8 protein-coding genes are annotated in these 13,914 nt (G+C 64.8%); 3 read left to right on the plus strand and 5 right to left on the minus strand.

Annotated features, from left to right (window positions below):
* The first annotated feature begins 320 nt into the window (after nt 1-320).
* Genes AB7M33_RS00985 through AB7M33_RS00995 form a run of 3 tightly spaced genes read left to right on the plus strand, consistent with a single transcriptional unit; the run spans nt 321 to nt 5,790 of the window.
* Complete coding sequence (locus AB7M33_RS00985) at nt 321-1,559, plus strand: exonuclease SbcCD subunit D C-terminal domain-containing protein (protein ID WP_027596698.1); 1,239 nt, start codon at nt 321-323, stop codon at nt 1,557-1,559.
* Complete coding sequence (locus AB7M33_RS00990; protein ID WP_454242291.1) at nt 1,556-5,200, plus strand: AAA family ATPase; 3,645 nt, start codon at nt 1,556-1,558, stop codon at nt 5,198-5,200. Before AB7M33_RS00985 ends, AB7M33_RS00990 begins: the two co-directional genes overlap by 4 nt.
* On the plus strand, nt 5,197-5,790 hold the full coding sequence (locus tag AB7M33_RS00995) for a glutathione S-transferase (RefSeq protein ID WP_099430076.1): 594 nt from the start codon (nt 5,197-5,199) through the stop codon (nt 5,788-5,790). Before AB7M33_RS00990 ends, AB7M33_RS00995 begins: the two co-directional genes overlap by 4 nt.
* 218 nt (nt 5,791-6,008) lie before the next feature.
* Here AB7M33_RS00995 and AB7M33_RS01000 read toward each other — a convergent pair whose 3' ends face one another.
* The 5 genes from AB7M33_RS01000 to pepN all read right to left on the minus strand — a co-directional run bounded on the left by AB7M33_RS01000 (nt 6,009) and on the right by pepN (nt 13,906).
* A complete protein-coding gene (locus tag AB7M33_RS01000) occupies nt 6,009-7,139 on the minus strand; it encodes a lactonase family protein (protein WP_225876659.1) in 1,131 nt (376 codons plus the stop codon).
* The gene (locus AB7M33_RS01005; protein ID WP_027596702.1) at nt 7,105-7,395 is read right to left on the minus strand and encodes a DUF5629 family protein; all 291 of its coding nucleotides are present in this window, start codon (nt 7,393-7,395) and stop codon (nt 7,105-7,107) included. The genes AB7M33_RS01000 and AB7M33_RS01005 overlap by 35 nt, the downstream gene beginning before the upstream one ends.
* 139 nt (nt 7,396-7,534) lie before the next feature.
* Entirely contained in the window at nt 7,535-9,910 is a 2,376-nt protein-coding gene (locus AB7M33_RS01010; protein WP_454244190.1) for an efflux RND transporter permease subunit, read from the minus strand.
* A gap of 20 nt (nt 9,911-9,930) precedes the next feature.
* Complete coding sequence (locus AB7M33_RS01015) at nt 9,931-10,971, minus strand: WD40/YVTN/BNR-like repeat-containing protein (RefSeq protein WP_454242292.1); 1,041 nt, start codon at nt 10,969-10,971, stop codon at nt 9,931-9,933.
* Between the two features lie 277 nt (nt 10,972-11,248).
* The gene (gene pepN / locus AB7M33_RS01020; protein ID WP_454242293.1) at nt 11,249-13,906 is read right to left on the minus strand and encodes an aminopeptidase N; all 2,658 of its coding nucleotides are present in this window, start codon (nt 13,904-13,906) and stop codon (nt 11,249-11,251) included.
* Nucleotides 13,907-13,914: the final 8 nt, after the last annotated feature.

Consider the following 13,914-nt stretch of genomic DNA (forward strand, 5'->3'; position numbering starts at 1 on the left):
TCCTGTGGCATGGGCGCGCGGCCCCGTGGTGCTCACGTTGATATCGAGACGGACAAACAAGGCGGTCGCGCGCAGATTTCCCAGGCCTCACTGGCCCGAAACAAATGTGGGAGCAGCCTTGTGCTGCGAAGCGCCGCGCGGGCGGCGCTCGATCTCATAGGCACTGCAAAACTCAAGACATGCGCCCCCACACGCAATCCGCCAACATCCCCCCAGCCATGCCCCCTCCCCCCACCATTGAGTTACCATACCCCCCTGCGCAACGCCCATCATCCAAGCCAAGCCCCCCGCTTGCTCGACTCGACACCAACAGGTCATCCATGCGTCTGTTTCATACCTCCGACTGGCACCTGGGCCAAAGCCTGCACGGCCAGGAACGCGACTTCGAACACGCCTGCTTCCTCGACTGGCTGCTCGGCCAGCTGCACCTGCGCCAGCCGGATGCGCTGCTGATCGCTGGCGACATCTTCGACACGGTCAACCCACCGGTCAAAGCCCAGGAGCGCCTCTACGACTTCATCGTCCAGGCCCATGAGCAACAGCCCAAGCTGGACATCGTGATGATCGCCGGCAACCACGACTCCGGCTCACGCATCGAACTGCCCGCTGCGCTCATGCGCCGCTTGCGCACCCACGCCTTGGGCCGTGTGCACTGGCTCGATGAAGGCCAGCTGGATGCCGAGCGCCTGCTGATCCCGCTGACCAACGCCCGCGGCAAGGTCAGCGCCTGGTGCCTGGCCCTGCCCTTCCTGCGCCCGGCAGAAGTGACCGGCCCGCAGTTGGGTGACGATTACCTGCACGGCATCACCCAGGTGCACCAGCAACTGATTGCCGCTGCCCAGCAAAAGCGCAAGAAGGACCAGGCGCTGGTCGCCATCAGCCATGCCCACATGGCCGGGGGTGCGGTGTCCGAGGACTCTGAGCGCAGCCTGATCATCGGCAATGCCGAAGCCCTGCCGGCCAAGCTGTTCGACAAGGCCATCAGCTATGTCGCCCTGGGCCACCTGCACAAGCCGCAGAAGGTCAACCGCGAAGCGCGCATTCGCTACAGCGGCTCGCCGATCCCGCTGTCGTTTGCCGAAATCAACTACCCGCACCAGGTGCTGGAGGTGGAGCTGGACGGCGCCGAGCTGGTCAGCGTCGAGCCGCGCCTGGTGCCCCGCGCCGTGGCCCTGCAACGCATTGGCCCGGCGCCGCTCGGCGAGTTGCTGGTACAGCTGGCTGAGCTGCCGGTGATCGACTTGCTCGAAGACCCCAATCGTCAGCCCTGGCTCGAAGTGCGTGTGGTGCTGGACGAACCGCAACCCGACCTGCGTCAGCAAGTCGAGGGGGCGCTGCAAGGCAAGGCCGTGCGGCTGATCCGCATCAGCGCCGAATACGCCGGGCGCACGAGTGCCGAGGACGACGACCTGGCCTTCGTCGAACTGTCCCAGATGACCCCGCAGGACCTGTTCAGCCGCGCCTGGGAACAGGCTTACGGCAACCCCGCCGATGAGCAGGCCCTGGCCGATTTCGCCCTGCTCTTGCAGGACGTCCAGTTGGAAGAGGAACAGCCATGAAGATTCTCGCCATCCGCCTGAAGAACCTGGCATCCCTGGCCGGCCCAATCGACATCGACTTCACCGCCGAGCCCCTGGCCAGCGCCGGCCTGTTCGCCATCACCGGGCCAACCGGCGCCGGCAAGAGCACGCTGCTCGATGCCCTGTGCCTGGCGCTGTTCGGCACCGTGCCGCGGCTCAACGACATCGGCCGCGAAGCCAAGGTACCGGACGCCGACGGCGAGATCCCGACCTCGGACCCGCGCAACCTGGTGCGCCGCGGCACGGGCAGCGGCTTTGCCGAAGTCGACTTCGTCGGCATCGATGGCCGTCGCTACCGCGCCCGCTGGGAAGCCAACCGCGCCCGCGACAAGGCCAATGGCAAGCTGCAACACAGCCGCCAGAGCTTCTATGACCTGGACAGCGAGCAGGTGCTGGCCAGCGGCAAGAACGAATACAAGCAACTGGTCGAAGCACGCCTGGGCCTGAACTTCGAGCAGTTCACCCGCGCAGTGATGCTGGCCCAGAGCGAGTTCGGTGCGTTCCTCAAGGCCGACGACAAGGAACGCAGCGAGCTGCTGGAAAAGCTCACCAACACGGCGATCTACACCCGCCTTGGCCAACGCGCCTTCAGCAAGGCCCGCGAGGCCGGTGAAACGCACAACGCCCTGAAAGACCGTGCCAGCCACCTGCTGCCGCTGCTGGCCGAAGCCCGCGCCGAGCTTGACCAACGCCTGGAGCAGGCGCAGCAGCAATTCAAGGCCGACCAGGCGCGCGAGCGCCAGTTGGAGCAACAGCGTGGCTGGCTCAATGAGCAGCGCCTGCTGCAGGTCCAGCAGGCCGAAGCCCATGCAACCCTGCAGGCCGCCGAACAGGCCTGGCAGCAGCTGGCCGAACAGCGCCTGGACCTGCAACGCCTGGAGCGCCTGGCGCCACAGCGCCACCAGTTCCACCGGCAGCAGGCCTTGGCCGCGCAACGCGCGCCACTGGCCAGCGAGCTCGACGCACAACAGCGCCAGCAAAGCGACCTGCACAACCGCACCGGCGAACTGGAGCAGGCCCTCGAATCAGCCCGCCAGGCGCTGAGCCAGGCCCAGGCCAGCCAAGGCGAAAACGCCCCGCGCTTGCGCCAGGCGTTCGCCGAGCAAGACACCCTCACCCGCCTGGAACAGGAACTGGGCAAGGCGCGCGAAACCGGCCAGCAGGCCGACCTGGCCGCGGCCGAGTTGCAGCAACAATTGCAGCAGCTGGGCGAGCACCAGCAGCGCGGCCAACAGCAACTGGCCCACATTGAAGCAGCCCTGGCTGACAGTGCGCCCCTCGCCGCCCTGACCAACGCCTGGCAGGCCTATCGCCCGCAGCTGCAACAGTTGCTGCAAATCGGCAACCGCCTGAACCAGGGCCGCGAAGAGCTGCCCGGCCTGCAGGCCCAGGCCAGCCAGGCCAATGCGCAACTGCAGGAACAGCGCGACGCCCTCGACGTGTTGTTCCGCGAAGCCGCAGCAGAGCCTCAGGCTCTGGCCGAGCAGCTCGACCTGCTGGGTGGCATGCTGCAAGAAAACCGCAAGCAACAACGCGCCGTGGAAGAACTGTCGCGCCTGCACGCCCGCGAGCAGGAGCTGCAGCAGGGTATTCAGTCGCTGCGCGAACGCCAGCAACAGGCCCTGCAGCAACGCCAGCAACTGATTGGCGAAGGCACTGCCGCCAAGGCCGAGCTGGAAGCCGCCGAGCAGGCGCTGGCACTGACCCGGCAACTGCTGGAACGCCAGCGCCTGGCACGCAACACCAGCGTCGAAGAACTGCGTGCGCAGTTGCACGATGGCGAACCGTGCCCGGTTTGCGGCAGCGCCGAACACCCCTTCCACCAGCCTGAAGCGCTGCTGCAGAGCCTTGGCCGGCATGACCAGGCCGAAGAAGCCACGGCCCTGGCTCAGGTTGAGCAATTCAATTCCCGCCTGATCGAACTGCGTACCCAGGTGGGTGTGGTCAACGGCCAGATCAAGGAATACCAGCACCAACAGGCGCAACTGAACGAGCAATTGCAGCCATTGGCCGGCCAACTCGCCGCCCATGCCTTGTGGCCCGCCCTCAGCGCCCATGAAGGCAAGGCCCGCAGTGGTTGGCTGGACAGCCAGTTGCAGCGCCTCGACCAAGAGATCGCCCGCGACGAAAAACGCCAGGCCACCCTGCTGACCCTGCAACGCGATGCCGCCCGCCTGAACCAGCAGTTGCAGGCTGCCAGCGAAGCCCAACAGCAGGCCCAGCGCCGCCTGGACCAACAGCATCAAGCCCTGGCCGCCGACCAGGAACGCCTCGAACAGGCCCTGGCTGATTTCGCCACCCTGCTGCCAGCGCCTGTGTTGCAGGCACTGCACGACGAGCCAGCGCACGCCTTCCTCAGCCTTGACCAGCAGATCGCCCAGCGCCAGCAACAGCTGGACCAGCAAAAGGACGAACTGCAGGAACAACAGCAACGCCAGCAACAGCTGGAGCGCCTGCTCGATCAGCAACACACCCGCGTGCAGCGCCAGCAAGACCTGCAGCAGCAGATCAACGGGCTGGCCGAGCAGATGGAAAAAGCCCGCGCCGCATTGGCCGAGTTGCTCGGTGATCACCCGCGCGCCGAAGACTGGCAGCGCCATCTGGAACAGCAGGTGGAGCAGGCCCGCACAAGCGAGGCCGAAACGGCCGAGCGCCTGCAACACGCCCGCACCCAAGCCCTGCAACTGGCCGGCGAACTCAAGGCCAACATCGCCCGCCAACAGGCGCTCGAACAGGAGCACCAGCAGTTGCAGGGGGAAATCGCCCAATGGCGCGCCGAACACCCCGAGCTGGACGACAGTGGCCTGGACCGCTTGCTGGCCATGGACGACGCGCAAATGGCTGAACTGCGCCAGCACCTGCAGGCGGCGGAAAAGGCTATCGAACAAGGCCGCGTACTGTTGCAGGAGCGTGAACAACGGCTGCAGCAACATGCCGCGCAAGCCAGTGTCGAAGCCACGGCCGAAGACCTGGAGCAGTCGTTGCTCGAGCTACGCGAAGTGCTGGCCAACCATGAACAGCAGTGCGCCGAGCTGCGCGCCGCCCAGGCCGAAGACCAGCGCCGTCAACAGGCGTACCAGGCCCTGGCCACGGAAATCGAGCACGCCCATCAGCAGTGGCAGCGCTGGGCGCGGCTCAATGCGCTGATCGGCTCGGCCTCTGGCGATGTGTTCCGCAAGATCGCCCAGGGTTACAACCTCGACCTGCTGCTGCACCATGCCAACAGCCAATTGCGCCAGCTGGCGCGTCGTTACCGCCTGAAACGTGGCGGCAGCGCCCTCGGCCTGCTGGTGCTGGACACCGAGATGGGCGACGAGCTGCGCTCGGTGCATTCGCTGTCGGGCGGTGAAACCTTCTTGGTCTCGCTGGCCCTAGCCCTTGGCCTGGCGTCGATGGCGTCGAGCACCTTGCGCATCGAATCATTGTTCATCGACGAAGGCTTCGGCAGCCTCGACCCAGAGTCGCTGCAACTGGCCATGGATGCCCTCGACGGCCTGCAGGCGCAAGGCCGCAAGGTGGCGGTGATCTCCCACGTGCAGGAGATGCATGAGCGGATCCCGGTGCAGATCCAGGTACGCCGCCAGGGCAACGGCCTGAGTGACGTCGAGGTGTGCGGGTGATCCTCTACTCGTTCCGCCGCTGCCCTTGGGCCATGCGCGCGCGCCTGGCCTTGCGCTACGCCGGGTGCGAGGTGCAGATTGAAGAAGTGGCGATGAAGCACAAGCCCGCCGCGCTGCTGGCCTTGTCGCCCAAGGGCACGGTGCCGGTGCTGGACACCGGGGCAGGTGTGCTGGAAGAAAGCCTGGACATCATGCGCTGGGCACTGCAACGCAACGACCCGCAGGACTGGCAGCTACTGGCCGACCCTGCGGCGGCGCAACAGGCTGAGGCGCTGATCGCCCGAAACGACAGCACGTTCAAGGCGCAGGTGAACCTGTACAAGTACGCCGAGCGCTACCCCGAACATAGCCGCGAGCACTACCGCCAGCAGGCCGAAGCCTGGTTGGTGGAGCTCGAGGCTTTGCTCGAAGGGCGTGCGTACCTGCTGGCCGATCACCCGAGCCTTGCCGATGCCGCCTTGCTGCCCCTGATGCGCCAGTTTGCCGGGGTCGAACCGCAGTGGTTCGCCGAGGCGGCTTATCCGCGGGTGCGGAGCTGGCTGGAGGGCTGGCTGGGGTCGGATCTGTTCAAGGCAGTGATGGCGCGATAGCTGGCAGTGTCCGGCGGGCATGCTTGAGTAGTTTTGAGGTCGAGCGCCGCCCGCGCGGCGCTTCGCAGCACAAGGCTGCTCCTACAGGGCGGTCGCGCGCCGCCTTCACAGGCGTGACTGGCCCGAAACAAATGTAGGAGCAGCCTTGTGCTGCGAAGCGCCGCGCGGGCGGCGCTCGATCTCAAGAACGCCCAAAAACGAACGCCGAACACCTGGCGTCACTCGATGAACTTCAGGTCCGACGGCGCAGCCTGCGGCAGCGTCTGTACTGTCTCACCGAGCTTGCCGCTACGCGGGTCACGGCGCATGACCACGATCTGGTCACTCTTCTGGTTGGCCACCAACAGGAAGTTGTCGCTAGGGTCGAGGGTAAATTCCCGAGGGTGATCGCCCTCCACCGAACGGCGTTGCAAGAACGCCAACTGGCCATCGTCCTTGCCCACGCTGAAGGCCACGATCTCGTTGGCCGTGCCGCGATTGCTCACGTACAAGAAGCGCCCATCCGCCGACAGGTGCAGGCCGCCAGCCGCTTTGGCCGCAGCGTCCTGGTGGTCCGTCAGGGGCAGACGCTGGCGCTCGACCAGGTTGCCTTCCTGGACGTCGAACACCACCACCTCGGCGCTCATTTCCAGTGTCAGGTAGGCGTGTCGCCCCTTGGCGTCGAACAGCAGGTGACGCGGGCCGCTGCCCGGCGGCAGGGCCACCGACGCCGGTATCGCCGGCGTGAGCGGGTGGTCTGTGCTGGCACCGTCGTAACGGTAGATGAACACCTTGTCGGCGCCCAGGTCGCAGGCATACAGGTGCTGGCCGTCCGGCGACAGCACCAGCGAGTGCACATGGGCGCCGGCCTGGCGTTCGGGGTTTACGCCGCTTGGTTTATGGCGGGCTTGCTGCACCACGTCCTTGAGCTTGCCGTCCTTGGCCACCGGGATCACCACCAGGCTGCCGCCGGGGTCTGGCTTGACGGCGTAGTTGGCAACGAACAGGAAGCGCTGGTCGCGACTGAGGCTGGCGTGGGTCGGCTCATCGCCTCGGGTGGCCACCTGGTTGAGCGGTTTGATCTCGCCTTTGCGGCTCACGCTGAAACTGCTGACGTGGCCTTGCGCGGTTTCGTTGACTGCGAACAGTTGCCGTTGGTCGGCCGAGAGCACCAGCCAGGAAGGGTTCTCGCTCTTGACCACCTGTTGCGGGGTCGGCGCGATCTGGCCTGTCTTGCTGTCGAACAGGTAGCGGTAGATGCCTTGGCTCTGGCCATCCGTGTAGCTGCCCACCAGCAGCGTGGCGGCGTGGGCGTTGATTGTCAGGCTCATCAGGCTAGCGGTCAGCAGGCTCGTCCAGATCCGGTTCATCGTGGTCTTCATCCGGGGCGCGAAAGGCACTCATACAGACTAGACGATGCTCGCCCTGGGCACCGTTGAGCGTCCACTCGTCACCCGTGGCGGTGGCGGCAGCGATCTGCTCGGGGGTGAAGTTCCAGCGACGCAACTGGCGGCCGTCCATGCATTCGACGGTCAGGCCGGTTTCGTTGGACGTGAAATCGAAGGCGTGCAGGCCGTCGATCAGCAGCATGTCGCAGGTTTGGAGGGCGGTGGCGAGGGGGGACATGAGGGTACCAATTGGGAAAAGAGCGACAGTATAGCGACATGGCACCTGTGGGAGCGGGTTTACCCGCGAATGCGTCGGCGAATGCACCACCGTATTCGCGGGTGAACCCGCTCCCACAGGCCCTCTACAGCCCCCTCACTTAATGGGCAAAAATGGACCCGCCCTCCTTGCCCACCATCTTCTCAGGCTTGATCAGGAACCGCGCCAGCGCCGGCAACAGCCACAGCGCACCGAACATGTTCCAAAGCAGCATGAAGGTCAGCATCAAGCCCATGTCGGCCTGGAACTTGATCGCCGAGAAGATCCAGGTGCACACACCAATGGCCAGGCACAACCCGGTGAACAACACCGCCTTGCCGGTCGAGCGCAGGGTTTCGTAATAGGCTTCCTGCAACGGCAGGCCTGCACGCAGGAAGCTTTCCAGGCGGCTGTAGATGTAGATGCCATAGTCCACGCCGATGCCTACACCCAAGGCCACCACCGGCAACGTCGCAACCTTCACGCCAATGCCCATGTAGGCCATCAGCGCATTGCCCAGCACCGAGGTCAGCACCAGCGGCAGGACGATACACAGGGTTGCGGCAAACGAGCGGAAGGTGATCAGGCACATCACCGCGACGCAGATGTACACCAGCACCAGAATGGTCAGTTCGGCCGACTTGATCACCTCGTTGGTGGCCGCCTCGATCCCGGCGTTACCGGCTGCCAGCAGGAACTGCAGGCCCTCTTTGTTGTGGCTGTCGGCAAAGGCCTTGGCGGCGGCGGTGACGCGCTCCAGGGTCTCGGCCTTGTGGTCGTTGAGGAACACCAGCACCGGTGCCAGTGAGCAGTCGGCGTTGTACAGGCCGTCGGCGCGGGCGATGGAGTTGTTGAGGATGTCCGGGTTGCGCGACAGGGTCTCCCATTTCAGGCTGCCCTCGTTCATGCCCTTGATCACCTGCTTGGACACGGTCACCAGCGAGATCGCCGACTGCACGCCCGGGGTGTTCTCCATGGTCCACATCAGCTCGTCTATCGGCGCCATGGTCGAGTGGATCGAGCAGCTTTCCGACGGCGTCTTGACCATGATCACCAGCACGTCCGAGCTGGTCGAATAGTTGCTGATGATGAAGTTGTTGTCCTGGTTGTAGCGCGAGTCCGGGCGCAGCTCCGGCGCGCCCTGGTCGAGGTCACCGATTTTCAGGTTCTGGCTGTACCAGAGGCCACCGGCGAACATCACCAGGGCCACGGCAACAGACACCCGCGCCACCTTGGCACTGGCGAAGTTGGACAGCAGGCGCCAGAACGGGTGCTCACGGGTCGCGTCCTTCTTGCTGCGCTCGACCGCCTTCTTGCTGATGCCGACATAGGAAATCGCTACCGGCAGCAGGATCAGGTTGGTAAAGACGATCACCGCGACGCCGATCGAGGCGCCGATGGCCAGCTCGCGAATGACCCCGATGTCGATGATCAGCAGGGTGATGAAGCCCACTGCGTCAGCAAGGATGGCGATCATCCCCGGCAGGAACAGCTGGCGGAACGTGCGCCGGGCAGCGGTCAGTGCGTTGTCGGCGCCGCTCGACTGCAAGGCGATGCCGTTGATCTTCTGCACCCCGTGGGAAATGCCGATGGCGAAGATCAGGAAGGGTACCAGCATCGAATACGGGTCGAGGCCGAAGCCCACCGCATGCATCAAGCCCAGCTGCCAGACCACCGCCACCAGGGTGGTGATGAGCACAGCGATAGTGCTGCGGATGCACCAGGTAAACCAGTACAGCAGCACCCAGGTGATGCCCAGGGCCACGCCGAAGAACATCGCCACCATCACCAGGCCGTCGATCAGGTCGCCGACCTTCTTGGCGAAGCCGACGATATGGATCTTCACGTTGGGGTTCTGCGCCTGGAACTTGTCGCGGATCTTCTCTTCGAGCAGGTGCGAGAACTGCTGGTAGTCGAGCTTGACCTGCTTGCCTTGGTCCTGCGGGTCGGGGTAGCTCTCCAGCAGCGGCACATCGACGATGCTGGACTTGAAGTTGTTGCCCACCAGGCGCCCGACCTGGCCGGACTTGAGCACGTTGTCGCGCAAGGCATCGAGGCTTTCGGCCGAGCCGTTGTAGGTATTGGGGATCACCTCGCCACCGGAGAAGCCCTCTTCGGTCACCTCGGTCCAGCGCACGCTGGGGCTCCACAGCGACTTCAGCCCGGCGCGGTCGACGCCGGGGATGTAGAACACCTCGTCATGGATCTGGCGCAGGGTCTCCATGTAGTCCTTGTCGAAGATGTCACCGTTGACCGCCTCGACCGAAATACGCACGGTGTTGCCGAGGTTGGCCAGGTCGTTGCGGTGCTCCATCATCTGTTCGATGAACGGGTGCTCGAGCGGGATCATCTTCTCGAAACTGGTCGAGGGGCGGATCTGCGTGGCCTGCCAGAACAGGAAGATGCTGACCAGCACGCACAGGGCGATGACCACGGGGCGGTTGTTGAAGATCAGGCGTTCGAGCAGCGTGGCCTTGTCCTGGTGATGCGGGTGCATGGTGATGCTCTCCCTGCTGGTCATGGACGCGCCTCCTTGGCAGCCTGGTCGGCGCCTTCGGCGGTGGCCAGGTGCACGCCCCCCTGCCCCACCAGCAACAAGCCGCCGGTTGTCAGGCCGGTGACGCCGGCCAGGGCGATGCGGTCGGCACGGTTGTAGACGCTGAAGGTTTGCCCGTCGTCATGGCTGCGCAACACGCTGCCGCCGTTACCGACCAGCACCACGCTGCCATCCTCGACAAGCGTAGCGCTTGCCAGGCCGAATTCGAGGGCGCCGCGCGCGGCCTTGAGTTCGATCGGCTGCCAGCTGTCGCCGAAGTCGGTAGAACGGAACAAGTTGCCGCGCAGGCCATAGGCCAACAGCGTATTAGGCTGGGCAGTGCCCATCACACCGAACAGCGAGCCCTCGTAAGGGCCGTCGACCTTGGCCCAGGTCTGGCCGTTGTCGCCTGAGCGGAACATGTTGCCCTGCTCGCCGACGATGAACAGGCCGGCGTCCTTGATTACGGCGATGCCGTTAAGGTGCAGTTGGTCGGCGTTGTCCAGGCGCTCGGCAACGTCCTGCCAGTGCTGGCCGCCGTCGGTGGTTTCCAGCAGTGCGCCATAGGCACCCACGGCAAAACCGTGCTGGGCGTCGAGGAATGTGACGTCGAGCAGCGGGGCTTCGCGGGCCAGGTCTTCGAATTGCTTGCTCCAGGTCGCGCCGCCATCGGTACTGGCGAGGATCTGCGCATCGTGGCCGACAGCCCAGCCGCGCTTGTCGTCGAAGAAGAACACAGCGGTGAGCAGTTGCCGGGTGGGTACCCGGGCCTGGGTCCAGGTCTTGCCCTGGTCGTCGGAGAACAGGATATGACCGCGATCACCGACCACGACCAGACGCTTGCCGGCCTGGGCGGCGTCGATCAGCAGGCTCTGACTGGCCTTGGCCGATTCGGTGGAGTATTCGTCGGCGGCAGCGGCTTCGACACTGCCCGTCCACATGCCCAATGCCAGCGCCAGCATCGCACCGGCGGCCAGCGGCCAGGCTCCACGCCTGGTTTGCGCCATCAGCTGCTCCCTCATGACCGTCCCCTGTTTGTTGTTCTTAGTGGGTCAATGCCTTGCAGGTACTGCGAAATGCCTGTGGTAGAGGCCTGCAATAGCTTGAGGGGATCGTAGCGGGGAAGGTTGCGGGAATACAACGAGCGGGACGTTATGTTTTGTTAACCGCCCAAAAGCTTCGCGGGACAAGCCCGCTCCCACAGGTTTTGCACAATACCTGGACTGCCCCCAGAAAGTTGCACAGTACCTGTGGGAGCGGGCTTGTCCCGCGAAAGGGCCCGCTCAGGCTATCGAGAACTCACGCCAAGCTCTTGCTCACCACCTCATACACATCACTGGACAGCGCCCCAGAAGCCAGAATCCGCTCCAGCTCACCCTTCATCAACGCCTGACGCGCGTCGTCGTACTTGCGCCAGCGGGTCAGCGGTGCCAATTGACGCGAGGCAATCTGCGGGTTCAGCGCATTCAGCTCGATCACCAGGTCCGCCAGGAAGCGATAACCCGAACCATCGGCCGCATGGAAGTTGACCAGGTTCTGCCCGGCAAACGCCCCCACCAACGCCCGCACCTTGTTCGGGTTTTTCAGGGTGAACGCCGGGTGCTGCATCAGCGCCTTGACCCGCGCCAGCCCGCCTGGCAGCGAACTGGCGGCCTGCACGCTGAACCACTGGTCCATGACCAACGGGTTGTCCTTGAAGTGCTCGGCGAAGGTTTCCAGCGCCTTGGCCCGCTCGGCTTCGAACGGCGAGTTGACCAGCACCGCCAGGGCGGTCAGGCGCTCGGTCATGTTGTCGCACTGGTCGAACTGCTCCAGGGTCGCCTCCAGCACCTGCGGCTTGCCGCTCTGCATCAGGTACGACAGGGCGATGTTCTGCAGGCTGCGGCGGGCGAAGTGCTCGGCCGCGGCGACGTAGGCCGTGCTGCGCGAGACCTCGCGGTGCGCCTGGTAGCGGGCCCACAGGCCATCGAACAGCTGCTCGGCGATCTGCTGGCGGGCGAACTCGCGGGCGGCGTGAATGGCATCGACGTCAGCTACCTGGCTGATTTCGGTGAGGTAGGCTTCGCCTGGCAGCGAGAGCATCTCGGCGACCATGGCGGCGTCCAGCGATTCGTTGCCCAGCACGGTACCGAGGGCGGTGATCAGGCGCGGGTCGAGCTTCAACGCTTCGCCACGTTGATGCTGGCCGATCAGCTCCTGCAGCACCTGCACCGACAGCTGTTGGCCCGCTTCCCAGCGGTTGAAACCATCGCTGTCGTGCTGCATCAGGAACATCAGCTGGTCGCGGTCGTACGGGAAGCTCAACTTCACCGGCGCGCTGAAGCCTCGCAGCAGCGAGGGCAGCGGCTTGGCCGTGAGGCCTTCGAAGGTGAAGGTTTGCTCCGCCTCGGTCACCGACAGCACGCGGCTGGTGCCGCCAGCCGCGGCTTCACCCGCCAGGCGCAGCGGCAGGTCGTTGCCTTCGGCATCCAGCAGGCCCAGCTCGACCGGGATCACGAACGGCAGCTTCTCGGCCTTGTCCGGGGTCTGCGGGCAGCTCTGGCGGAAGGTCAGGCTGTAAGTCTGGGCGCCTGCATCATAGGCCTCGCTGACTTCCAGCCGCGGCGTGCCCGCCTGGTTGTACCAGCGTTTGAACTGGGTCAGGTCAACGCCGTTGGCATCTTCCATGGCCTTGATGAAGTCGTCGGTGGTCACCGCCTGGCCATCGTGGCGCTCGAAATACAGGTCGCTGCCCTTGCGGAAGCCCTCGGCCCCCAGCAGGGTGCGGACCATGCGTACAACCTCGGCACCCTTTTCGTACACAGTCAGGGTGTAGAAGTTGGAGATTTCGATGAAGCTGTCCGGGCGTACCGGGTGGGCCATGGGGCCGGCATCTTCGGCGAACTGGTGGGTCCGCAGGTAAGCGACGTCTTCGATGCGCTTGACCGTGCGCGAGTTCATGTCGGCGCTGAACTCGGCGTCGCGGAACACCGTGAAGCCTTCCTTGAGCGACAGCTGGAACCAGTCACGGCAGGTGACGCGGTTGCCCGACCAGTTGTGGAAGTACTCGTGGGCCACCACGCCTTCGACACGCTGGTGGGCGGCGTCGGTGGCGGTTTCGGCCCGGGCCAGCACGCAGCTGGAGTTGAAGATGTTCAGGCCCTTGTTTTCCATGGCGCCCATGTTGAAGTCGTTGACCGCGACAATCATGAAGATGTCCAGGTCGTACTCACGGCCATAGACTTCTTCGTCCCAGCGCATGGACTTCTTCAGGCTGACCATGGCGTGGTGACACTTGTCGATGTTCTCGGGTTCGACGTAGATGCGCAGGGTCACATCGCGGCCCGACTGGCGCACGAAATTGTCCTCGACGCACCAGAGGTCACCGGCCACCAGGGCGAACAAGTAGGCCGGTTTCATGAACGGGTCTTCCCACGTTGCCCAATGGCGGCCGTCTTCTGCCGGCCCGCTGCCGATGGGGTTACCGTTGGACAACAGCACCGGGTAGCGATGCTGCTCGGCGATCACCGTGGTGGTGAAGGTGCTCATCACGTCCGGGCGGTCGAGGTAGTAGGTGATCTTGCGGAAGCCCTCGGCCTCGCACTGGGTGCAGAACATCTTGCCGGACTTGTACAGGCCTTCCAGCGCGGTGTTGCTCTCGGGGTGGATCTTCACGCTGGTGTCGAGGGTGAAACGCTCGGCCTTGGGCTGCACGGTCAAGCTGTCGGCTTCGAGCTGGTAATCGCTCGCCTGCAGCTCGGCATCGTCCAGCGAAGCGCGCAGCAGCTCAAGCTGCTGGCCGTCGAGCACCAACGGCGGCAGGCCGGCACCGCGTGCCGGGTTGCGGCGCATGACCAGTTGCGCATGGACCAGGGTGTGGTCCTCGAACAGCTCGAAGGTCAGGTGCGTCTCGTCGATCAGGTACTCGGGCGCCTGGTAGTCCTTGAGGTAGATCACTTGCGGTTGTTCGGTACGCATGTGCAGGT

The sequence above is a fragment of the Pseudomonas sp. Y3 TE3536 genome (assembly GCF_053629175.1).